This is a genomic window from Paenarthrobacter sp. AMU7 (assembly GCF_041200195.1).
GTDB lineage: Bacteria > Actinomycetota > Actinomycetes > Actinomycetales > Micrococcaceae > Arthrobacter.
The window spans coordinates 3,967,305-3,989,299 of record NZ_CP165735.1 but is presented as its reverse complement, the minus strand read 5'-3'; the positions used below and the strand labels follow the sequence as shown (position 1 = coordinate 3,989,299).

The 21,995-nt window shown below is 63.6% G+C and carries 24 protein-coding genes and 1 riboswitch; of the genes, 11 read left to right on the top strand and 13 right to left on the bottom strand.

Going from position 1 to position 21,995, the window contains the following annotated elements; all coding sequences use genetic code 11:
* Window position 1: 1 nt before the first annotated feature.
* Complete coding sequence (locus ABQM86_RS18350) at window positions 2-316, bottom strand: multidrug efflux SMR transporter (protein ID WP_369745220.1); 315 nt, start codon at window positions 314-316, stop codon at window positions 2-4.
* Between the two features lie 9 nt (window positions 317-325).
* Window positions 326-391, bottom strand: a riboswitch (guanidine-III (ykkC-III) riboswitch).
* 57 nt (window positions 392-448) lie between these two features.
* Complete coding sequence (locus tag ABQM86_RS18345; protein ID WP_369745219.1) at window positions 449-1,090, bottom strand: HutD family protein; 642 nt, start codon at window positions 1,088-1,090, stop codon at window positions 449-451.
* Between the two features lie 97 nt (window positions 1,091-1,187).
* Between ABQM86_RS18345 and ABQM86_RS18340 the strand changes: the two genes are divergently transcribed.
* The 3 genes from ABQM86_RS18340 to ABQM86_RS18330 all read left to right on the top strand — a co-directional run bounded on the left by ABQM86_RS18340 (window position 1,188) and on the right by ABQM86_RS18330 (window position 2,843).
* A complete protein-coding gene (locus tag ABQM86_RS18340) occupies window positions 1,188-1,784 on the top strand; it encodes a phosphoribosylanthranilate isomerase (protein WP_369745218.1) in 597 nt (198 codons plus the stop codon).
* Between the two features lie 120 nt (window positions 1,785-1,904).
* Window positions 1,905-2,354 carry an SRPBCC domain-containing protein gene (locus ABQM86_RS18335; RefSeq protein ID WP_207595017.1) on the top strand — a complete coding sequence of 150 codons (450 nt, stop codon included), beginning with the start codon at window positions 1,905-1,907 and terminating at the stop codon, window positions 2,352-2,354.
* An 87-nt stretch (window positions 2,355-2,441) separates the two neighbouring features.
* Entirely contained in the window at window positions 2,442-2,843 is a 402-nt protein-coding gene (locus ABQM86_RS18330) for a YccF domain-containing protein (protein WP_011776159.1), read from the top strand.
* Window positions 2,844-2,855: 12 nt separating this feature from the next.
* On the opposite strand, the gene ABQM86_RS18325 is transcribed toward ABQM86_RS18330, so the two are convergent.
* The 4 genes from ABQM86_RS18325 to ABQM86_RS18310 all read right to left on the bottom strand — a co-directional run bounded on the left by ABQM86_RS18325 (window position 2,856) and on the right by ABQM86_RS18310 (window position 7,685).
* On the bottom strand, window positions 2,856-4,526 hold the full coding sequence (locus ABQM86_RS18325; RefSeq protein ID WP_369745217.1) for an exo-alpha-sialidase: 1,671 nt from the start codon (window positions 4,524-4,526) through the stop codon (window positions 2,856-2,858).
* Between the two features lie 59 nt (window positions 4,527-4,585).
* Window positions 4,586-5,350: a 2-phosphosulfolactate phosphatase gene (locus tag ABQM86_RS18320; RefSeq protein ID WP_207595013.1), complete on the bottom strand. Its 765-nt coding sequence runs from the start codon at window positions 5,348-5,350 to the stop codon at window positions 4,586-4,588.
* Complete coding sequence (locus tag ABQM86_RS18315; protein WP_369745216.1) at window positions 5,347-6,216, bottom strand: DUF4031 domain-containing protein; 870 nt, start codon at window positions 6,214-6,216, stop codon at window positions 5,347-5,349. The genes ABQM86_RS18320 and ABQM86_RS18315 overlap by 4 nt, the downstream gene beginning before the upstream one ends.
* Window positions 6,217-6,350: 134 nt before the next feature.
* Window positions 6,351-7,685, bottom strand: coding sequence for an FAD-binding oxidoreductase (locus tag ABQM86_RS18310; protein ID WP_369745215.1), 1,335 nt, complete (start codon window positions 7,683-7,685; stop codon window positions 6,351-6,353).
* A 234-nt stretch (window positions 7,686-7,919) separates the two neighbouring features.
* On the opposite strand from ABQM86_RS18310, the gene ABQM86_RS18305 reads away from it, so the two are divergent.
* The 4 genes from ABQM86_RS18305 to ABQM86_RS18290 are packed head-to-tail and all read left to right on the top strand — an operon-like array spanning window position 7,920 to window position 11,044.
* On the top strand, window positions 7,920-8,330 hold the full coding sequence (locus ABQM86_RS18305) for a molybdopterin-binding protein (RefSeq protein WP_280623829.1): 411 nt from the start codon (window positions 7,920-7,922) through the stop codon (window positions 8,328-8,330).
* The gene (gene modA, locus ABQM86_RS18300) at window positions 8,327-9,127 is read left to right on the top strand and encodes a molybdate ABC transporter substrate-binding protein (RefSeq protein WP_369745214.1); all 801 of its coding nucleotides are present in this window, start codon (window positions 8,327-8,329) and stop codon (window positions 9,125-9,127) included. Before ABQM86_RS18305 ends, modA begins: the two co-directional genes overlap by 4 nt.
* Window positions 9,128-9,143: 16 nt before the next feature.
* Window positions 9,144-9,959, top strand: a complete 816-nt coding sequence (locus tag ABQM86_RS18295) for an ABC transporter permease (protein ID WP_369745213.1) — start codon at window positions 9,144-9,146, stop codon at window positions 9,957-9,959.
* Complete coding sequence (locus ABQM86_RS18290) at window positions 9,956-11,044, top strand: sulfate/molybdate ABC transporter ATP-binding protein (protein ID WP_369745212.1); 1,089 nt, start codon at window positions 9,956-9,958, stop codon at window positions 11,042-11,044. The genes ABQM86_RS18295 and ABQM86_RS18290 overlap by 4 nt, the downstream gene beginning before the upstream one ends.
* Before the next feature lie 3 nt (window positions 11,045-11,047).
* On the opposite strand, the gene ABQM86_RS18285 is transcribed toward ABQM86_RS18290, so the two are convergent.
* Window positions 11,048-11,665, bottom strand: coding sequence for a pyridoxamine 5'-phosphate oxidase family protein (locus ABQM86_RS18285; RefSeq protein WP_337339920.1), 618 nt, complete (start codon window positions 11,663-11,665; stop codon window positions 11,048-11,050).
* A gap of 170 nt (window positions 11,666-11,835) precedes the next feature.
* On the opposite strand from ABQM86_RS18285, the gene clpB reads away from it, so the two are divergent.
* Entirely contained in the window at window positions 11,836-14,493 is a 2,658-nt protein-coding gene (gene clpB, locus ABQM86_RS18280; protein ID WP_207594994.1) for an ATP-dependent chaperone ClpB, read from the top strand.
* 44 nt (window positions 14,494-14,537) lie between these two features.
* On the opposite strand, the gene ABQM86_RS18275 is transcribed toward clpB, so the two are convergent.
* Complete coding sequence (locus tag ABQM86_RS18275; protein WP_337339921.1) at window positions 14,538-15,008, bottom strand: septum formation family protein; 471 nt, start codon at window positions 15,006-15,008, stop codon at window positions 14,538-14,540.
* 671 nt (window positions 15,009-15,679) lie between these two features.
* On the opposite strand from ABQM86_RS18275, the gene ABQM86_RS18270 reads away from it, so the two are divergent.
* From ABQM86_RS18270 to ABQM86_RS18260, 3 genes are all read left to right on the top strand, one after another.
* A complete protein-coding gene (locus ABQM86_RS18270; RefSeq protein ID WP_011776148.1) occupies window positions 15,680-15,904 on the top strand; it encodes a DUF3073 domain-containing protein in 225 nt (74 codons plus the stop codon).
* 184 nt (window positions 15,905-16,088) lie between these two features.
* Window positions 16,089-16,871 carry a VOC family protein gene (locus tag ABQM86_RS18265; protein ID WP_369745211.1) on the top strand — a complete coding sequence of 261 codons (783 nt, stop codon included), beginning with the start codon at window positions 16,089-16,091 and terminating at the stop codon, window positions 16,869-16,871.
* Window positions 16,868-17,638 (top strand): VOC family protein, encoded by a 771-nt coding sequence (locus ABQM86_RS18260; protein WP_369745210.1) that lies wholly within the window; start codon window positions 16,868-16,870, stop codon window positions 17,636-17,638. The genes ABQM86_RS18265 and ABQM86_RS18260 overlap by 4 nt, the downstream gene beginning before the upstream one ends.
* A gap of 68 nt (window positions 17,639-17,706) precedes the next feature.
* Here ABQM86_RS18260 and purM read toward each other — a convergent pair whose 3' ends face one another.
* From purM to uraD, 5 genes are all read right to left on the bottom strand, one after another.
* Window positions 17,707-18,864, bottom strand: a complete 1,158-nt coding sequence (gene purM, locus ABQM86_RS18255) for a phosphoribosylformylglycinamidine cyclo-ligase (protein WP_089596294.1) — start codon at window positions 18,862-18,864, stop codon at window positions 17,707-17,709.
* A complete protein-coding gene (gene purF, locus ABQM86_RS18250) occupies window positions 18,861-20,492 on the bottom strand; it encodes an amidophosphoribosyltransferase (RefSeq protein ID WP_207594986.1) in 1,632 nt (543 codons plus the stop codon). The genes purM and purF overlap by 4 nt, the downstream gene beginning before the upstream one ends.
* Before the next feature lie 147 nt (window positions 20,493-20,639).
* Window positions 20,640-20,972 (bottom strand): hypothetical protein, encoded by a 333-nt coding sequence (locus tag ABQM86_RS18245; protein WP_207594984.1) that lies wholly within the window; start codon window positions 20,970-20,972, stop codon window positions 20,640-20,642.
* A gap of 91 nt (window positions 20,973-21,063) precedes the next feature.
* Complete coding sequence (gene uraH / locus ABQM86_RS18240; protein WP_369745209.1) at window positions 21,064-21,405, bottom strand: hydroxyisourate hydrolase; 342 nt, start codon at window positions 21,403-21,405, stop codon at window positions 21,064-21,066.
* Window positions 21,402-21,911 carry a 2-oxo-4-hydroxy-4-carboxy-5-ureidoimidazoline decarboxylase gene (gene uraD, locus ABQM86_RS18235; RefSeq protein ID WP_280623806.1) on the bottom strand — a complete coding sequence of 170 codons (510 nt, stop codon included), beginning with the start codon at window positions 21,909-21,911 and terminating at the stop codon, window positions 21,402-21,404. Before uraD ends, uraH begins: the two co-directional genes overlap by 4 nt.
* Between the last annotated feature and the right edge of the window lie 84 nt (window positions 21,912-21,995).

The window sequence follows — 21,995 nt, the reverse complement described above, 5'->3', positions numbered from 1 at the left end:
GCTATGCCACTACCTTCAGGCCGACCACACATGCGCCGATGCCGGCAAGCAGGAGCAGCCGGGCCGTCGTCGCACGTTCAACGTTGGTGGCCATTGCGTACGTTGCGGTCAATACGACGCCGACGCCAACCCACACCGCATAAGCCGTGCCTGTGGGGATGGACTGCATCGCGATGGCGAGTCCGGCCATGCTGGCGATGACGGACACCAGGAAGACGACGGTCGGAACGGGTTTACGGAAGCCCTTGGAGCGGTGGAGCGCTGCGGCCCAGACGGCCTCGAGTGCTCCGGAAAGAATGAGAATTATCCACGACATGACATTTCCTTTGGCCAGTCTTGTCGCATTCCGGGTACTGAACCGTCGTCCGGAGGTTCCAGAGCGGAACCTTCATTTCAGGCTAGCAACTCACGTGCGGGGTGGCCACTTCTGGTGGTTAACGTCACCACCTCAGGCGTGGGCCTCCACATGGTCGATCGAAATCACGGCGATGAAACCGCGGCCCGAGATTTCCGGGCTTCGGGTATCGGAGCCGACCACGGCGTCGTACCGTGACAGCTCAACAGGTTCGACCGCACTGGTTGCCGGGGAGTCGCCGTCGGACTCTTCCTCCACAGCGGGTTCCTCCACAGCCGCGCCGGGCGCAACGGTCGCTTTACCCTCCAACAGGACGGCAAGCTGGCCCTCGAAGACCGGGTGCGCACGCTTCTTGGAGATCTCCACGATGGACGTGTAGCCCTTGAAGGCTCCCACCCGGGCAATGACATTCAGATCCCGGATGTTCCCGGTCGGAAGGGTGGCCCCCGACGCAGCCTCGCCCGAGAAACGGAACGGACGGTACTTCTCGAGCGGGTGTTCGGATCCGTCCACCGTGAGCAGCAGCAGTTCGCCCTCGATGATGGTGATCACGCGCTCCATGCCCGGGAAGACGGAGAAATCGCCGGCTACGGAGACGTCGGCGATGCTGACGCGCCAATCCCATGCGCCGTCCTGGGCTGAGGCCGCTTTCGGATGGCTGGCGAGTTCACGCGTCACCCCGCCCCCGTTGCGCCACGGTTCAGGATGGATGTCGGCAAAGCGGATGATCTCCATCCAACCAGCCTAGTGGTGGACACCGCTTCTGCGTTGGCAATGCGGCTTGCTAACGTCATATGTGGAAAACGTTGCGAGTTTGGCTGGAGGCACGGGAATGTTCGTCAAAGTGTGCGGATTGAGCACGCCTGAATCCGTCCGTGAAGCAGTCGACGCCGGTGCTGACGCCGTGGGGTTCGTGCTCACGGCCAGCCCGCGAGAAGTCAGCCCGGATCAAGTGCGCATTTTGCTCCCGTTGGTTCCGGAGGGTGTTCGTGCAGTGGGCGTGTTCCGGCAGGAATCCGCGGCTGATGCAGTTGCCACGGCCCGTGCGGCTGGGCTCGAGTGGGTTCAGCTCCACGGTCACCGGACTGCGGACGACGTAAAAACAGTGCACGACGCCGGGATGCGGCTCATCCGCGCCGTCACCATGGGTGCCTCCCAGGACGAGTTCGCAAACCTGGGCGAGGATGTGTTCTTGGTTGACGCCGCGGTTCCGGGGTCGGGAGAGGCTTGGGACTACGCATCGGTCCGTGCCAAAGGGCTCGACGGCCGCGAGTGGCTGCTCGCCGGTGGCCTCGAATCGGGCAACGTAGCCTTCGCAGCAACTGCGGCCGGCGCGTGGGGTGTGGATGTGTCCTCCGGTGTCGAGTCATCCCGCGGTGTGAAGGACCTGGCCAAGATCCGCGCGTTCGTCGAAGCCGCGAAAGCCTGACCCTCTCTCACATCCCGCGTGCTTGAACGGATCGCTCTCTCACTTCCCGAGACGTTTCCGGTGGCACCCTCTAGACTCGCTCCCAAGAGAACGAATCACACGGATACCAGGAGTCAAGCAATGAGCACGGAACACTTCACCCTGACCATGAGCCGCGAGTTTGATTCCCCTCGTGAGAAGGTTTTCGACGCCTGGATGGAGCCGGACAAGCTTGCGCAGTGGTTCGGTCCCGCGGAAGTGGAAGCTCCCCGGGAGAAAATCATCGTTGAGCCGCGGGTGGGAGGCATCTGGCAGGTGGTCATGGTGTGGTCGGACGAGGACGGCGAGCAGGAAGCCCCCATCGAAGCCGTGATTACGGAGTTGGAAACCCCGGCTCTTCTGGTCGCGAAAGCCAAAGCTGCTCCGGATGCCGATCACGAATTCGAGGAGATGCGACTGGAATTCGAGGACCTCAACGGCCGTACCCGCATGAACGTCACCCAGGGACCCTTCGAATCCCAGGAGTGGGTGGACATGACCCGCGATGGCTGGAGCACCTCGTTCGACAAGCTGGACGAACTGCTGGCCTGAGCCGCACAGAAACACATCCACAGGTCAGGGAAGAATCAGGGCAGACCCCTAGGCTTTTTGTCAGGCCCACAGGGGAGAATGGGAACTATGAAAACGCTCCTTAACATCATCTGGCTCGTCTTTGGTGGGTTCTGGCTGGCCTTGGGTTACTTCGCGGCGGGCATCATTTGCTGCGTACTCATCGTGACCATCCCGTGGGGCATCGCTTCGTTCCGGATCGGTGCTTACTGCCTGTGGCCCTTTGGCCAAATGGTGGTGGAGAAGCCGGGAGGAGCCGGGGTGTTCGCGCTCCTCGGCAACGTGATCTGGCTGCTCGTCGCGGGCATCTGGATCGCGATCGGCCACGTGGTCACCGCGTTTGCCATGGCCATCACCATCATTGGCATCCCGCTGGCCATCGCCAACCTGAAGCTCATCCCGGTGTCCCTGATGCCGCTGGGCAAGCAGATCGTGCCCACCAACCAGCCGTTCGTCAGCACCTACCGCTAAGGTGCGCCGCCGCTAGGAAGCCACCACGGCGCCGGTGCGCAGGTCGAAACGGAACGCCCGCTCCAAACGCGCCGTTCCGCCGTCGGCTTCTGCTGTGAACACGAGTTCCAAGGTGCTGCGCTCCAGGTCCGCCTCGGTGACGGTGTATGTGGGCGTGAAATAGAGGGCGTGTTCGCCGGGCAGCAGGTCCGCAGGCGGGAACCCACCGGCGTTGTGGTGCGGTCCGAGAAGTACGACGCCGGCAGCCGGCTTAGTGCCTGAGTTACGGACGCGTCCGGTGAAGGCGAGGATGTCCCCGGCTTTGTAGCCTGGGATGATGGGGCCGTAGTTGAGGTCCTGCGCCTCCCGCGTGCCAAGAACCTGGTCCCCGGCGTAGCCTTGGCCGATTTCCTTCCAGGTCTGCACATCCCATTCGCCGTCGCTGTTGGAGGGGATCAGGTGGAAGTCGCCGGCGTTCTGCCACACGGCGGGCGTGCCTGGGGTGATGCACCGGAGCTCCATGTCGAACGCCAAGCCAGTGGATTCCGAGGCATCCGAAACTGGATGCGGAGTAGCGGACAGCTGCTCCGTCAGCTGCTCGGCAGGGATCGACGCGAACACGATCTCCCGGTACCCCTGCCGTTCATAGAGAACCCCGATGTTCCCGTCAGGGAGCCGCGTCACCGTCGAATACGCCGAACTGCCTCCGCACAGCAACAGCTTGGCGGGCCAGGTGGCGCCGTTGTCGGGGGAGAGGCTCAGGACAGTGTTGCGACGCAGATGGGGGTCGTGGTTGTTGCTCGCGAGCAGCCAGGATGAGGTCTCCGGCCTTGCAAAAGCAGCCACACAGGGCAGACCGTCGAAGCGCGCCAAGGAACCGTTGTCGCTGGGGTCCGGCAACTCTGAAACAGCCTGCAACGGACTCCACGAAAGCCCGCCGTCCTCGGATACAGCGGACAATCGGCACGGCGTTGCCCGTGAATGCAGGAGCAGCCGGCCATCGTTTAGGCACACAACTTTGTTTTCATTGGGCCCGATCCCGGAGGGACCCGGACCAATCAGCCCACCCAAGGCCCACGTTTCGCCGTGGTCGTCGCTGAACGCAGATGCGGCCATGATGGAACCGTCCACCAACACCACGTACTGCTGCACCAACCTGCCCGCAAAAGGCCCGGCGTGCATCTGGATTCCTTGTCCTGCCGCAGCGAAAAGGCCTGTCACCCCGCGCCCCTTGAGCTGGCCGGTAAGCCGCCGGTGCTGCCAGCTGTCGCCGTCGTCGTCTGAGAAGCTGACGTCCGCATGCTGCACGTCGTCATCCGGCTCCAAACCCGCCACGGCCTCGAAGAAGCCCGCGTGCGTCCCGGCGGCGTGGAACATGAAGATGCGGCCGGTTTCGGCGTCCACCAGCAGGCTCGGATCACCAAAACCGTGCAACCCGGAACCCGTGCGGACAAGCTGCTGCGGCTCCCACGTGACCCCGTTGTCATAGCTGCGACGCAGGAGTAGATCGATGGGATTGGGCAGGTCGTCCAGATTAGGGCGGCCGTCGTAGGCGGCCAACACCGTGCCCCGCGCGCTGATGGCAAGCGCCGGGATGCGGTACTGACGGTAGCCACCCGCGCCGCGGACGGCCAGGACATGTTCAACATCGGGACGGGCCAGAGGCATTTCGGCACGGGCGGAACTCAGGAGGTAGGAGGTCACACCTCTATGCTAGCTCGGGCCATGTGCGCGCCGATACCCTGGCGAGTGACCATCAACGCCTACCCAGCCTGAAAAGCCCCGTCCCGAAGCAGGGCCACCACGGAACTGCCGTCCAACTCCGCCGCGATGCTGACATCGTCCGCAAAACCGGCGTCGATCAGTTCGCGTCCACTGGAACAGCCCCGAAGAATGGCGGCCAGCCGGGGCTCGGCGGCGTCGAAGGCCGCCGCAGCAGCAGCCGCCTCCGGGGAGAGACTTCGTCGCCCGGTCGCTGCCAACCCGGCGATGAACGCACCGGCTCCGAGCTGATCCTCCAACGCCGGCCGCAACGCCCCGTCCGTCCACTTTTCGCCCGCTGCTATCACGGCGATCACGGCCTCTGGGGGCAAGGTGGCGTGGACCCAGTCGGCCGTCGCTGCGGCATTCCTGAGCGAGACCGCCACCACTTGGCGAGCCGATGAAGCAAGTTCGTGGCTGATGGTCGACCCGTTGGGAGAGGGGAGAACCACGCGATCCAGCACGCGGGCCCGGCGGAGGCTGGACGGCGACAAGCTCAGGCCTTCAGAACCCCGGGGTCCCGCGAGCAGGGCATCATGACGGACCGCGAACTCGCTCGCCGCCGCATCCCGCAACGGGTAGGGAAACACTATGGCCCCGCGGTCCACCGCGACACTCACGCACGTGGTGAAAGAGAGAACGTCAACCACCACCGCAAGGTCGGCTCCGGGCACTACCGCGCGGGCGCCGTCGAGCCCCCACTCAAACCGGACTGCGTACGGAAGCTGCCGCTGCGGTGCGCCAGGTTCGCTGATGGAACCACTCACGCGAGTTCGCCGGCGAGGTTGCGGCGCGCGGCGTCGAGCCAGAGCGCCTTGGCGCGTTCGCCATGGAACAACGGATCAAGTCCCAGAAGATGACGCACGACGGCGGCGCGGCCCTTCGCGAAGTCGGCGTCGCTGACGTGCGCGTAGTCTTCGCGGACGGCCGCCAGATACCGGGCGTAGGCTTGCTCGTCGCCACCGAGGACGGAGAGATCGGCGTCGCAGAGCAGGGCGCCGGCATGGTCACCGGGCTCGGGGGAGTGCGAGGACGTGAGCCGGACCAGCCGCGCCACTTCGGCCACGTCGACGGCGGAGAGCCCGGCGGCGGTCAGCCGGTCCTCGGCCAACAGGGCTGATTCTTCCTCATCCTGGCCGGCCACGCCTTCATAAACGGCGTCGTGAAACCACGCCGCCAAGGAAACGGTCCGTGCAGGCAAGGCTGGTTCGGTGAGAACGTCCAAGGCCTCAAGAACAGCCAGGAGGTGGGTGCGGCTGTGATACTTCCGGCCGTCCTCGCCCCACCGTTCCAGGAGTTCCAGGCCCAACTCCTCGTAGCCGGGAAAGATGCTGTTCCATCGCTCCATCAGAGGGACCGTCAAGGCTTTGCTCCGTTCCCGCGCAGGAATCCGCAGCCCGCTGGCGATGAGTTTACGGACCAGGATCCGAGCCTCAACGGGGATGGCGCCAGCAAGGACCAGGTCGTCGTACCGCCGTTCGGGAACGTCGTAATGGTCTCCGTCGAAGGCCCTCTCCGGAACCCCGGCAGCGGTTGCGAAAGCATGAAGCTCATCCAGCGATGAATCCGATACCAGATGCGAAAAAAAGGTCCCGTGCGCTGGCCACAAGGGCGGATCGATGTAGACGGCCATTGCCAAAGTGTAGTCCCAAGCGATCCTTCCCAGTTGCCGGCCGTCGGGACGTCTACCGCCGTGCTGCCGCCCCGGAAATTCGGGCTTCACTGCCCGTACTGTTCACGGCAACTGGGAAGGAGCCTAGGGAAATGTCAGCGCTCGGCGGGCAGGATGTTCTGGTTGCCGCGGAACACGTTGTCCGGATCGAACTGAGCTTTCACCTTGGACAGCCGCCGGTAGTTCTGTTCGCCGTAAGCAGCCATGATGCGGTCCTGGCCTTCGTCGCCGATGAAGTTCAGCCACACTCCTCCCGTGGTGTGGGGAGCGATGTCTTGCCTGAATTGCTTCACCCACGCTTTGGCCTCTTGACCGCCCTCCCTTGTTTCGGACAGGCCGAACGGATGGCTGACCCATGCTGCGCCGCGGTGTTGCAGCGGTGTGTTCGCCGCAGCGGGCCCAGCCACTGCTCCGCCCCAACGTGCCACCAACTGCTGGGAATTCGGTCCTGGAAGGCGTTGGGCAGAGTCCACCAGCACGTCCAGGGCATCGTCAGAGAGTTCGTTGTGATAGTCCGCGCTCCAGTAGTTGTAGTGGTCCGGGGGGTCATCGATCATGCACTGGAAGTCGGCGTAACCCATGGGTGACACCAGATCAACACTCGGACCGAGTTCCTTGAACGGTTTGGCGTGTTCCTCGCCCGCCTCAACATCACCGGCATGGATGTAGGCCATGCCGACGGCGAGCTTGCCCACCATGTCCTCCGGGACGAACTCTTCCGGTGGAGCAGTGAGGTACACGAGTGCAGTCCCTACGGCGTCGGGCGCGTCAAGGGCGAGTTGGCGGTAGGCGCGGGACAAATCCGTGGCATCCTCACCAGGAAACAGCATCAGGCCGGCCATCACGGTGGGGCCGACGTCGTGCAGTTTGAAGGTCAGGGACGTTGCCACTCCGAAGTTCCCGCCTCCGCCGTGGAGTGCCCAAAACAACTCGGGATTTTCGCCCGGGCTGGCAGTCACCCGATCTCCGGACGCTGTGACCAGGTCCACCGAAAGCAGGTTGTCGCACGCAAAGCCGTAGGACCGCTCCAGCCACCCCGAACCCCCACCCAAGGTGAAGCCGGAGACACCCGTGGTGGACGCTCGCCCGCCGGTCACTGCCAAGCCGTACTGCTGGGTTGCGCGGTCGAACTCGCCCCACGTGAGCCCGGCACCCGCTGTAGCGGTTTTCGCCTCTGTGTTGACGCTGATGGTCTTCATCGGGCGAACATCGACCACCAGCCCGCCATCATTGGTGGACATGCCCGCCACCGAATGGCCGCCTGAACGAACCGCGACATCCAGATTGTGGTTGTGCGCGTATCTGAGTGCCTCAGCGACCTCGCCGGGATCAGAACATTTGGCGATCACCGCCGGCCTGCGGTCGATCATCGCGTTGAAGAGTTTCCGGGCCTCGTCATAGGTGGGGCTGTCCGGACGAATCCATTCCATGGGACGCTCCTTCGCGCCTAAGACTCTCTCCCTAGAACAGGGTACGGCTGCGGGTCCTTTGGTGCTAGAGCACAACGGCGAACGACGACGGCGGCGCACCACTTCGCGCCCCGCGCGCCAGTGCTTACGGTTGCGTCGCGCGGGAAAGGGGGCGCCGTGGCCCTGGGGAGGTCACATTTCGTTTGCGGTGAAATGCTGATGCAGAATCCGCAAATGCGGAACTAGACTCTTTCCATGCCGCAAATACGAATCTCGGAGGCCGCTCGCTTCCTGGGTGTCAGCGACGACACCGTAAGGCGCTGGACGGAAAACGGAACGCTGACCGCCCAGAAAGACCCGGCCGGACGCCTCGCAGTGGACGGACTTGAACTCGCAACGCTTGCCCGCGGGCAATCACACCTTCCCAACGATCCCTCGCGGACAGGAAGCTCGGCCCGGAACCGGTTCGTTGGCCTGGTCACGGGCATCACCGCCGACAAGGTCATGGCGCAAGTGGAGCTTCAATGCGGGCCTTTCCGCGTGGTGTCACTCATGAGCAGTGAAGCCGTCACTGAGCTCGGCCTGGAACTTGGTTCGGTGGCCACCGCCGTGGTCAAGGCCACCACGGTCATCATCGAAACTCCCCAGGGAAAGAGCATCGTATGAGTCTCACCCATAAGCCGCTCAGCGCGCTGCTGCTTGCAGGAGTCCTTTCTGCCAGTCTGTCGGGCTGCGCTTCAGGGACCGCGGGTCCGGCCTCCAGCGGCGCTGCAACCTCGGGGCAGCCCTCCGGGGAGATCACCGTCTTCGCCGCAGCATCACTGAAAATGACCTTCACCCAATTGGCCGATGACTTCGAAGCCAAGAACCCGGGCACCAAGGTGAATCTGAGTTTCGCCGGCTCCTCCGACCTGGTCACGCAGATCACCCAAGGCGCCCCCGCCGACGTGTTCGCTTCAGCCGATACCAAGAACATGACCAAGCTTGCCGAGGCCAAACTCGTGGATGGTACGGCGACCGACTTCGCCACCAACGTCCTGGAGATTGCCGTCCCACCCAGCAATCCGGCGTCGATCTCTTCCTTTGCCGACTTGGCCAAACCCGGAGTCAAGGTGGTCACCTGCGCGAGCCAGGTGCCATGCGGGGCAGCCACGGACGCCGTTGAGAAAGCGAGCGGAACCACCTTGAGTCCGGTCAGCGAGGAATCGTCCGTCACGGATGTCCTCGGCAAGGTCACCTCGGGCGAAGCCGATGCAGGCCTGGTCTACGTCACGGACGTCAAGGGGGCCGGGGGCAAGGTCAAGGGCATCCCCTTCCCGGAATCAGACCAAGCCGTCAACACTTACCCCATAGCCACAGTGGGCACCAGCAAGAACAAGGCGTTGGCAGCGGCATTTATTGCCATGGTCACCGGCGACGCCGGCAAGAAGATTTTGGGCGACGCCGGCTTCGGCACGCCGTAGTGGTCCGGGAACGCTGATGAAACGAGACGCCTCCGGGTACAACGGCATCCCGCGGTGGATCTATGCCGTGGCCGCTCTCGGAGGATTACTGGTGGTCCTGCCATTGGTGGCAATGCTGGCCAAGGTCAACTGGCCGCAGTTCATCCCACTCATCACGTCCGAGTCCTCGCTCGCAGCACTGAGCCTGAGCCTGCGAACCTCGGCCGCAAGCACGGTGCTCTGCATCGGGCTGGGTGTTCCTTTGGCGTTGGTGCTGGCGCGTGGCGACTTTCCAGGTCAGCGTCTGCTGAGGGCGTTTGTCCTCTTACCGCTGGTGCTGCCGCCCGTCGTCGGGGGCATCGCGCTGCTGTACACGTTTGGGCGGCAGGGCCTGCTGGGGAAGTCCTTGGAGGTGGCGGGAATCCAGATTGCATTTTCCACTACCGCGGTGGTCCTGGCCCAGACTTTTGTGGCCCTGCCGTTCCTGGTGGTCAGCCTGGAGGGGGCTCTGCGGTCAGCCGGAAACAAGTACGAAGCCGTCGCTGCGACACTCGGTGCCCGGCCAACCACGGTTCTCCGCCGGGTCACGCTCCCGTTGGTCCTGCCGGGGCTCGCGTCCGGTGCGGTGTTGTCCTTCGCACGCAGCTTGGGTGAATTCGGAGCCACCCTGACCTTCGCGGGAAGCCTGGAAGGGGTCACCCGCACGTTGCCGTTGGAGATCTATCTGCAGCGGGAGACCGACGCCGATGCCGCCGTCGCACTGTCCTTGGTGCTGGTGGCGGTGGCGGTTGCCGTGGTGGGGCTCAGCTACGGCCGCAGGCAGGGCAGTAAGCGCGTGGAGGTCCAATCGTGAGTTTTCAAGTGCAGGCCAGCCTCGGCGCCAGGAATTTCGAGATGTCCCTCAGGCTCAACGACGGCGAGACCGTTGCCATTCTTGGTCCCAACGGGGCCGGGAAGTCGACGCTGTTGGGTGTGATCGCCGGCCTGCTGCGGCCGGATTCCGGCGCGGCCACGATGGGCACAACGAAAAACGGCGAACGGGCGTTGTTCAACCTCGACGGCGACACTCGCTTGTGGAGCCCACCGCATCTCAGGGGGACCGCCCTACTGGCCCAGGAAGCCCTCCTGTTTCCCCACCTGAACGCGTTGGACAACGTGGCGTTCGGGCCGCGCAGTGCGGGGGCTTCGAAGGCGGACGCGCGGGAAACTGCCCGGCACTGGCTGGCGGAGGTTGATGCCTCGCCGCTGGCCGACAGGAAGCCCTCCCAATTGTCCGGAGGGCAGGCCCAACGGGTTGCGGTGGCCCGCGCTTTGGCAGCCGACCCGGAACTCCTCCTCCTTGACGAGCCCATGGCCGCGCTGGATATCCATGCTGCCCCCTTGCTGCGCCGCGTGCTCAAGCGGGTTCTTGAGGGCCGCAAAGCCATCATTGTTACGCACGACGTCCTGGATGCCTACATGCTTGCCGATCGCGTCATCGTGGTGGAAAACGGAAGGATCGCCGAGCAAGGCCCTACTCGCCAGGTCCTTGAAAGACCCAGAAGCCATTTCGCAGCCGGCTTGGCAGGGCTTAACCTCGTTGCCGGCACCCTCAGCGAGGACAGGATTACGACGCCGGATGGCCGGGTTTTCGCCGGCCAGCACGATCCCGGCTGGTCACCCCAGTCCGGCCAGGCAGGCGTGGCAGCGTTCCCGCCGTCGAGCGTTTCCGTTTTTCCCGGTGAGGTGCACGGCAGCCCGCGCAATTCCTTTCCCGTGGTCATCACGGACCTTGAACCACACGGCGACCAGATCAGGGTGCGCGCAAGTCCGGGGCAATCTGCGCAGGTCCTTTCCGCCGACATCACCCCGGCCGCCTCTGCCGATCTGGGCCTGGTGCCTGGCATGGAGGTGAGGTTCGTGGTCAAGTCCGCGCTGGTCTCGCTGTACCCGGCGTGAAATTCAGTCCCGGTACATCCGCTCGGCGTAGGAGGGTCCGTAGTAGGACTCCAGCTCTTCCAGCGGTGTCTCCGGTTGGGTGTAGGCCTTGGACAGGACCGCGATGCTGGGCAGCCCTTCCGGTTCCCAGGTTTCAGGCTGCCACAAGCCGCTGCGCATGAAGGCCTTGCCGCAATGCGTGAAGACTTCGTCAACCGTTACCACAATGGCAGCTCGGGGTCGATGTCCCTTGACCACCATGTGATCGAAGAAATCGGCATCCCGGACAATCTGCGCCTTACCGTTGATCCGCAAGGTGTCCGTCCGGCCGGGGACTACGGACAGAATGCCGACGTTGGGGTTCTCCAGGATGTTGTGGAAACCGAAGGCCAGCTTGTTGCCGGGCCGCTCGGGGATGGCAATGGTCTGGTGGTCCAGGACGTGGATGAATCCTGCGGGATCCCCCTTGGGAGAAGCGTCAACGCGACCCTGGGCGTCCGTGGTGGACACCACGCAAAAGGGGCTCGCGGCCAACCATTGGCGGTCAAAATCGCTGAGCGACGTACGCACTTTTTTCCGCGTGCGTTCAAGGGGCAGGCCTATGAGTTCTTCGAGTTCATCCGCGCTTGAAATGGTGTCCATGGCCCCAGCCTACGGGTGCGGAAGCTGCCTGTTATTCACATAGTCACGGTTTTGTCTGGACACGGGTTTCGCCGTGGGCAAACATGGAACCCAGTGGTCTGAAAATTAAAGTTGAGCGTAGTAGACTCAACTTTGAAAGCATCGGATCCACTCCAGAAAGGGAGCACTCTTTGGACGTCAAATTCACCACCAAAAGCCAGGAGGCCCTTTCTGCGGCCGCCATGAATGCCTCGACTGCCGGCAACCCGCAGCTTGAGCCCGCGCATCTGTTGAAGGCGCTGATGGACCAGCGTGAAGGCGTTGCAGTGGCCCTGCTGCGAGCCACCGGTGCCGACCCTGATGCCGTGAGCGTGCAGGCCAGCTCGGCTATCAAAGCGCTGCCGTCGTCCTCAGGCAGTTCTGTCCAGCAGGCACAATTGTCGCGCCAATCCATGCAGGCCATCCAGGCTGCCCAGAATGAGGCCGACAAACTTGGCGACTCCTTCGTCTCCACTGAACATCTTCTGTTGGGCCTCTCGGCAGGAAGTGACGCCGTCGGAAAGCTGATGCGCGACGCCGGTGCCTCCCATGAGGCGCTGCTCGCCGCCCTGCCGGGTGTCCGAGGGGACAGGAACGTCAACTCGCCGGACCCGGAAAACACCTTCCAAGCGCTGGAGAAATTCGGTACCGACCTTACTGCCGTGGCGCGCTCCGGCAAACTGGACCCCGTCATCGGCCGTGACAGCGAGATCCGCCGCGTCGTTCAGGTCCTGAGCCGCCGCACCAAGAACAACCCCGTGCTGATCGGTGAACCCGGCGTGGGCAAGACAGCCGTGGTTGAAGGACTCGCCCAGCGCATGGTGGCCGGTGACGTCCCGGAGAGCCTGCGCGGCAAGACGCTCATCGCGCTGGACCTGGCCTCCATGGTTGCCGGCGCAAAGTACCGCGGCGAGTTCGAAGAACGACTGAAGGCCGTGCTTGAGGAGATCAAGAACTCCAACGGCCAGATCGTCACGTTCATCGACGAAATCCACACAGTGGTAGGTGCAGGTGCAACGGGTGAAAGCGCCATGGATGCGGGCAACATGCTCAAGCCCATGCTGGCCCGGGGCGAGCTTCGCCTCATCGGTGCCACCACTTTGGATGAGTACCGCGAGAACATTGAAAAGGACCCGGCCCTGGAACGTCGTTTCCAGCAGGTCTACGTGGGCGAGCCCAGCGTCGAGGACACCATCGGTATTCTCCGCGGCCTGAAGGAACGTTACGAGGCTCACCACAAGGTAGCCATCGCCGACTCTGCTTTGGTGGCCGCGGCAACGCTGTCCAACCGCTACATCTCGGGCCGGCAGCTCCCTGATAAGGCCATCGACCTCGTGGATGAGGCCGCGTCCCGGCTCCGCATGGAGATCGATTCCGCGCCGGAAGAGATCGACCAGCTCCGCCGCGCCGTCGATCGTTTGACCATGGAAGAGCTGGCCCTGCAAGGCGAGACCGATCCTGCATCGGTGGAACGCCTGGCCGCGCTCCGCGCGGACAAAGCCGACAAGAACGAGGAACTCAGTGCCCTGAATGCGCGCTGGGAAGCCGAGAAGGCCGGACTCAACCGGGTGGGCGAGCTCAAGGCAAGGATCGACGAATTGCGTTCCGCCGCGGACAAGTCCCAGCGCGAGGGCGACCTCGAATCGGCGTCGCGGATCCTTTACGGCGAGCTGCCCGCTCTGGAACGCGAGTTGAGTGCCGCTGCTGAGGAGGAGTCGGCCCGGAGCGAGTCAAAGCCCGAGTTGATGGTCGCCGAAGACGTGACTGCTGACGACATCGCCGAGGTGATCTCTGCCTGGACGGGGATCCCTGCCGGCCGCATGCTGCAAGGTGAGTCGCAGAAGCTGCTCCACATGGAAGAGGAGCTTGGCAAGCGCCTGATCGGGCAGAGCAAGGCTGTACAGGCTGTGTCCGATGCTGTGCGCCGTGCCCGCGCAGGCATCAGCGATCCCAATCGCCCCACGGGTTCGTTCCTGTTCCTTGGCCCCACCGGCGTAGGTAAGACGGAGCTGGCCAAGGCTTTGGCAGACTTCCTCTTTGACGACGAACGCGCCATGATCCGGATCGACATGTCCGAGTACAGCGAGAAGCATTCGGTGGCCCGCCTGGTGGGTGCCCCTCCCGGATACGTGGGCTATGAGGAGGGCGGCCAGCTGACCGAGGCTGTGCGGCGCAGGCCGTATTCCGTGGTGCTGCTGGACGAGGTGGAGAAGGCCCACCCGGAGGTCTTCGACATCCTCCTGCAGGTTCTCGACGACGGCCGGCTCACCGACGGTCAGGGCCGAACCGTGGACTTCCGCAACACCATCCTGGTGCTGACGTCCAACTCCGGAAGCCAGTTCCTGGTGGACCCCACCATGGACGCCAAGGCCAAGCGCGAGGCTGTCATGGCTGTGGTGCAGGCATCCTTCAAGCCGGAGTTCCTGAACCGCCTGGACGAGATCGTGCTCTTTGATCCGCTGTCTGTGGAGGAACTGGCCCGGATCGTGGAACTCCACGTGGCCGAGCTCAGCAACCGACTCCGGGATCGCCGCTTGAGTCTGGAAGTTTCGGACGGGGCGCGTGCATGGCTGGCCATGTCCGGGTTCGATCCCGCTTACGGTGCCCGACCCCTTCGCCGGCTCGTCCAGCGGGAGATTGGCGACCGTCTGGCCAAGGAGATCCTTGCCGGCGAAATCAGCGACGGAGACACCGTGCTGGTGGACACCGCAGCCGACCTGGACGAGCTCACCGTTGAGGGCCTCGAGGCACTGACCGGCCCCGACGGCGGCGCTCCCGTAGGAACGGGCCTTACGGTCCGCAGGAAGTAAAGTCCGCTTGAAGCAGCCCGCCGGATGCAAGCGCACCCGGCGGGCTACTTCTGCAGGAGGTCTTCCTTGATGGTGTTGCCCGAGTCCACCACGATGAAGCAATCGACGCGGCGGTCGCCCCGATCCCAACTGGTGGTGCTCGGGTAGACGTTTTGCTGAAGCAAGACGTAGTTATCGGCGGCCTCGGTGAGCTTGGCCACCGCGGTCTTGCACACCTCCCGACCCTTGTCCCGGAGGGCGTTGGTTCCAGGGAATGAATCGTCGCCCGGGTACACGTGCACCCCAATGAGCTGGGCCGAGTGTTCGGTATCGCAGGCCACGGCGCGTGCCTCGCTGGCGTTGGGATCAAAGTCGGCGAAGCAGTCGCCCACCTGGAAGTCCTTGGAGTTGGCGTCACGGGGGAGTGGACCCGGGGTAGCCGTGGCGCTCGGGGTGGTGACAGCGGCTTCGGGCCGGGTTCCCAACAGATTCAGCAGTACCCAGATCACCACACCAATGAGTACGAGTACGCCCACTACGATCCCGCCGATGACCAATCTTTGCCTCTTGACTGGATCACCGTGGGGTTCTGGAGGCGACTCTTGACCTGGATAGGGTTGTTGACCCGGATCGGGCTGTTGCCCCGGATAAGGCTGCTGCCCCGGATACGGCATCTCGTAAGAAGGTGCTTGCCCGTCGCTGGGCGGCATGGCGGGATCCGGCTGCGAACCTGGGTCGGGCACGAAATCAGGGTCGAGCTCGGGTGCAGGATCCGGCTGAAGTCCCGACGGCGGCGTCAACGGGGTTGTGGGTGGCTGCTCACCCGCCGCGGGTGGCTGATCGCCAGGGACCCGGGGTGGCTGCTCACCAGCTGCATGCGGTGGGTTTTTGGGCGCGGGCGGCACCCCATCCTTGTCCCCTTCGCGTGGTGAACCATCGCGCGGTGGAGTGTTGTCCTGGCTCATTTCCGGAGTGTGCCTTCCTGCTGTGACGCCGCATTGAGGCAGACTCTACCCAATTTTTGGCCTCCGGGGAGGTGTTTGGCCGTGGTTTTGGCCTGAGTGAACCATCGCGCGGGCCTGTGGTGGCGCGCAGGCACTCCTGAAAGCATGTAATCTAGACATACGACAAATTGACCAAACATTCCGGGGCCTCACCGATAGCCAAGGTGACCACCTCCGGTCCAAGTACAAAAGGGGGTCACGCCATGGGGCGCGGCCGTCAAAAGGCAAAAGCTACCAAGCAGGCTCGGGATATTAAGTACTACTCCCCGAACACTGACTATTCGGCACTTGAGCGGGAGCTCACGGGTCCGTCCAGTCGTGTCAAGAGCCACTTCCCCGACGATCCCCCGGAGCCGGACTATTCGGCTTATGAGGATAAGTACGCGGAAGACGACGACGACGAGGTTGACACCCGCCGGATCGGATAGCTGTCGCAACCAACAGGTGCCGTAGGCACTGAGTAGCGCACCGCCGTCGTACTTCAAGGTCAACGCGCATTTTAGGATGCCGTATATCTTTTGAAAAGGGCCCTCAGGGCACGCCAATCATTGGCGTACCCTGAGGGCCCTTTTTTGCGTAGGCTGGAGGTTCGAGTGCATCGAAAGGAACGCCATGCCGGAGGCTGACAGCTACAAGCAGGGGACACCATGTTGGGTGGACCTTTCCTCCAACGATATTGACGTTTCCAGGAAGTTCTACAGCGACCTCTTCGGATGGGAGCTGGATGCCATGGACGCCGGGAACGGTATGACCTATTACATGGCAAAGCTCAAAGGCCGCTACGTCGCGGGCATGATGCAGCAGATGCCCGATGCTCCGGAAGGGATGCCGTCCTACTGGGCAAATTACCTGGCGGTGGACTCGGCAGATGAAGCGGCGCAGCGCGTGGAAGCGGCTGGAGGAACCCTGCTTTCCCCTCCCGACTCCGTCCCGAACGGTTCAGGGCGTATGTTCTTCGCCACAGATCCCACCGGAGCCCAGATCGGGTTCTGGGAAGCAGGCAATCACCCGGGATCAGGCCTGGTCAATGAACCGGGCACCATGATTTGGAATGAGCTGCAAACACATGACGTCCCCAAAGCTGTAGCGTTCTACGAGGCTGTGACAGGGTGCGCCAGCGAAACTGAACCTGCCGGTGACCTGCAGGAGTACACCAGCCTGCTGGTGGAGGGACGACGGGTTGCAGGTGCCCTGAAGCTGCCTATTGAGGGGTTGTCGCCGTTCTGGATGACCTACTTCAACGTGGTGGACATTGATGCCACCGTGGAGCAGGCCGTTGAGTTGGGCAGCCACGTCATAGCCCCGGCCTTCGACGTGCCGGGAGTAGGTCGCATGGCAGTCCTCATGGATCCTGCCGGGGCAGCATTCAGCATCATGACGGGGCTTGAATCATGACGGCACGGAAACGTTACGCCAGCGGTGAGCCGTGCTGGGCCGACCTTCAGACCAGGGACGTGGCCGCGGCCAAGGATTTCTATCACCAGGTCTTCGGGTGGAGCTTCAAGGACCTTCCCACTCCTGATGGCCGAAGCTACGCGCAAGCCTTCGTCAAGGATCAACTGGTGGCCGTGATCGCACCGCAGAACCCCATGCAGGAGGCGGCCGGAACCCATGGCCAGTGGAACATCTATATCGCTGCCACGGACACTGAAGAAATTGCCGACGACGCCGTTCACGCAGGTGGCAAGCTCCAGTTTGGTCCCGAGGCTGTCGCGGACACGGGGGTCCTGGCGTTCATCGAACCTCCCGGCGGCGGAACCACTGGCGTTTGGCAGGCTGGAACGCACGTGGGAAGTCATGTGTTCAACGAGCCCGGCGCATTGGCGTGGGCTGAACTGTTGACGCCCGAGCCGCAGTCCGCCGTCGCGTTTTTCCAGCAGCTTTTCGGTCATGAGGTCACCGAATACCCCCAGGACGACGGCGGCAGCTACAGCACCCTGATGGTCAAGGGCGACGAAGTAGCCGGAATCGTTCCTGCCGATGAAGGCGACGAGGCTGGTTGGCAGATCTACTTCGGTGTAGCGGACCTGCGCAAAGCCGTGGAAGCGGCAGTCGTAGCCGGGGGAGAGCTCCTCGTTGAGCCGGAGGACAAACCGGAGGCGGGATCGCTGGCCACCATCCAGGATCCGCAGGGCGGAATCCTGAGCCTGATCCAGGTCTAGGAAGAGCAAGAGAGCGGCCGGGTAGTCCAAGACTGCCCGGCCGCTCTCTCTAAGAGGCGATATATCGCTTAGGCGTACGCGTTCACCAAACGGACAGCGCCGCCGTCGACGCCCTTGGCGCCCTGGACGTAGTCCGGGCCGGTCTTGTCGATCGAGTCGCTGTCAGCCGAGACGGTGCCCATGACCCAGGACGGAAGGCCGCGGTCATTGAGGCGGGCCACTGCAGCGTCTGCTGCTTCGGCGGAAACAATGGCAACCATGCCCACGCCGAGGTTCAGCGTGCGCTCCAGGTCGGCCAACGGCACGTTGCCGAGCTCGGAGACCAGCTTGAAGATGGCCGGGAGTTCCCAGGTGTTGCGGTCAACCGTGGCCACGAGGCCCTGCGGGAGGACGCGGGCCAGGTTGGCGGCCAGGCCACCACCGGTGACGTGGCTGAAGCCGTGGACTGCCGCGCCGCCCGTAACGGGGAAGGTGCGGGCAAGGTCGAGGCAGTCAGCTGCGTAAACGCGGGTCGGCTCCAGGAGTTCTTCGCCCAGGGTGCGCCCGAGCTCGGAAACCTGGCGGTCCAGGGCCCAACCGGCGTGGTTGATGACGCGGCGGACCAGTGAGTAGCCGTTGGAGTGCAGGCCCGAGGAGGCCATACCGATCACGACGTCGCCGGCGCGGACACGGTCCGGGCCGAGGAGGGCGTCGGCCTCGACGATGCCGGTTGCGGCACCTGCGACGTCGTACTCGTGCTCACCCAGGAGGCCCGGGTGCTCAGCGGTTTCGCCACCCACCAGGGCGGTGCCGGCAACGGAGCAGGCAGCAGCAATACCGCGGACAATGTCTGCGATCCGCTCCGGAACAACCTTGCCGCACGCGATGTAGTCGGTCATGTAGAGCGGCTCAGCACCTACAACGACGATGTCGTCCACCACCATGCCCACCAGGTCGAAACCGATGGTGTCGTGGATGTCCATGGCCTGCGCGATGGCTACCTTGGTGCCAACACCGTCAGTGGACGTGGCCAGCAGCGGCTTCTTGTAGGTGAGCAGTTTGGAGACGTCGTACAGGCCAGCGAAACCGCCGACGCCGCCAATCACCGAAGAGTTGTGTGTCGCCTTGATGGCGCCCTTCATGAGTTCGACTGCGCGGTCGCCCGCTTCAACGTCGACACCAGCAGAAGCGTAGGTGATGCCTGTTGTGTTCGGGGTGCTTCCAGCGGCGGGGGTTGCGGAGCTCATACAGACTCTTTCTTGTCGGCGTCGGTCAAACGATCAGCGTCGGTCAGCAGGTTCTCGAATTCGGCGTCGGGTCCGGGATCGCAACCCGTGGCGCCCGGCTTGTCGGCCGGATCCTCGGAATCGTCCACAGACTCGGACTGGGCAGCTGGTTCCAGGCCGCCCAGGTCGGTGCGTTCCAGCAGGTTCTTGCCCAGCTTGTCCGCGTGCGGCAGCTCGATGGGGTACTTGCCGGTGAAACAGGCCGTGCAGAGGCGTTCGCGCGGCTGCTGGGTAGCGCCGATCATGCCGTCCTCGGAGATGTAGGCCAGCGAGTCAGCGCCGATGGCCTGGGAGATCTCCTCTATGGTGGCGCCGTTGGCGATCAGTTCCGCACGGGACGCGAAGTCGATGCCGTAGAAGCAGGGCCACTGGACAGGAGGGGAAGAAATCTTGACGTGCACCGCGGCGGCACCGGCTTCCCGGAGCATCCGGACGATGGCGCGCTGGGTGTTGCCGCGAACGATGGAATCGTCCACCACCACAATGCGCTTTCCGCGGATCACGGATTCCAGGGCATTGAGCTTGAGCCGGATACCCAGCTGGCGCAGGGTCTGCGACGGCTGGATGAACGTGCGGCCCACGTAGGCGTTCTTGACGAAGCCATGGGCAAAGGGGATTCCGGATTGTTCGGCGTACCCAACAGCTGCGGGGGTACCGGACTCGGGAACGGGAATGACGAGGTCGGCCTCGTGCGTGTTTTCGCGGGCCAACTGGCGGCCCATCTCAACGCGTGCCTCGTACACGGAGCGGCCGGCGATGGCAGCGTCCGGACGGGCGAGGTAGACGTACTCGAAGACGCAGCCGGCAGGGGTTGCCTCGGCGAAGCGCTGCGAACGGACGCCGTCCTCGTCGATGGCAATGAACTCGCCCGGCTCGATCTCGCGGATAAAGCTCGCACCAACAGTGGCCAGGCCTGCCTGCTCAGAAGCGACAACCCAGCCGCGGTCCAGGCGGCCGAGACACAGCGGACGGATGCCGTAGGTATCGCGGGCTGCGTAGAGGGTTCCTTCGTCCATGAAGACGAAGCAGAAGCCGCCTTTGATCTTGGGCAGCAGCTCCAGCGCAGTCTGCTCCAGGGTCTTGCCCTCTTCGCCCTCAAGGAGCGCGGTCACCAGCGCGGTGTCCGAGGTGTTGCCCTGCTTCATTTCACCGGTCAGCTGGCCGTCGTTGCGCTCAAGGATCATTTCCCGGAGCTCAGCGGTGTTGGTCAGGTTGCCATTGTGGGCCAAGGCAACCGTGCCGGTTGCTGTCGCACCGAGGGTTGGCTGCGCGTTGGCCCAGTGGCTTGCACCGGTGGTGGAGTACCGGCAGTGGCCAACAGCCAAGTGCCCGGTAAGGGTGTTCAGGGTTGTCTCATCGAAGACCTGGGACACAAGGCCCATGTCCTTATAGACATTAATGCGCTTGCCGTCACTGGTAGCTATACCAGCCGATTCTTGTCCGCGGTGCTGCAGCGCATACAGCCCGTAATAGGTGAGTTTTGCTACTTCTTCACCGGGAGCCCAAACCCCAAAGACGCCACAAGCGTCCTGAGGGCCTTTTTCGCCGGGGAGAAGATCATGAGAAAGTTTTCCGTCGCCACGTGCCACTGGTCGATTGTCTCATGTTGTGGCCGTGGTACGTTCCCCCGCAGCCTATGTGACCCTTTGATTGGGCGCAGAACAGGGGTGTTCCGTCGAAAATGCGGTGTGTCTCACATTTGGCTCCCCTCCGAAGAGGCGGGCCGGGCGCCCGACTTAGCGGACGTCGTCGTTCTCTGGTCCTTCGTCCGGAACCGAATCCGGAACGGGCTCAACCACGGCTCGCTGTGAGCGCTTGACGCTGATGCGGTCCAGGATCAGGGCAAGGATGGAGAAGAGGATGACGCCGCCGCCCGCGCAAACGATGAGGAAGAAGCCGAACACTGTGCCGGCGTCGAAAGCGGGGTCGGCTTGGCGGCCGTACGCGATGATGGCGGCCACGATTGCACCAACCACTGCTCCCAAAATCATGAAGGGTACAAACTTGGGTGCCCGGCGGACCGTGATCTCGCGGCGGGCGGAGTTGGGGGTAGTGTCCTCTGAAGCCATGCCTTCAAGCGTACCGTTCCCTGCCGATTCGACAGTTAATGCCAATGTCCTTGAAGAACATTGGCATTAACTGGAACTCGGCGGGAATGGGTCAGCTGCCGCGGTACGTCGAGAATGCGAACGGGCTCAGCAGGAGCGGCACGTGATAGTGCTCGCCGGCGTCGGAAACTGTGAAGTTCAGGTCCACTTCAGGGAAGAACGTCTCAGTGCCGAGGCGCTCGTAGTAGGCGCCGGTGGCGAAATTCAGCCGGTAAGCGCCGCCCGGAATCCGCTCCGGTCCGAGGGTCTTGATGCGCCCGTCGGCGTCGGTTTCACCCTTCGCCACCAGGGTCCAGTTGTCACCTTCACGGACATAAAGTACGACGGCGACACCCGCCGCCGGGCGGCCGGAACCTGTGTCCAGGATGTGGGTGGTTACTTGTGAAACGCTCATGCGTTGACTCCTTCGCTGACCAAGCCGGAGAGGCGCAACAATGCGATCTCCCGCAGCTGTCCAGCCACAATTGTGTCTTCTTCTTCGGGGGTGTGGGTGATGCGTTCCTGAAGGGTGCTGAGGATCTCCTGGGCGCTGCGGCCGGCGGCACGGATCAGGAAGACCCGGCCGAACTTTTCCTCGTAGGCGCGGTTGCCCTCAGCCAGGGCGGTAGTGGTGTGACTGTCTCCAGGATCCACTCCGGCCTGTTCCGAACGCGACATTGCGGCCTCGGTGGTCTGGGCCTTGGGGCGTTCGCCGATGCGGGGGTGGTGTGCCATGGCTGACTCCACCTCGGCGGTGGTGAACGGTTCGGCGGCGCGCTGGGCGTGGCCCAGCAGTTCGTCGACGGTGGCGAAGGGCCGCGCGTCAGCGATGGCCTCCACCCAGCGGCTGATATCCAGGCAGGGGGTCAGGATCCTGATGGCCTCGTCCCGGTCAACACTGTTGAATTCTGCAAGCTCCATGCTTGTGACATCCTCGTGCAAATGCTGGCATCCATGGTGTGGGCTATGCGGAACTCCTGCTGGTGCAAGAGGAAGCCTTTGCTT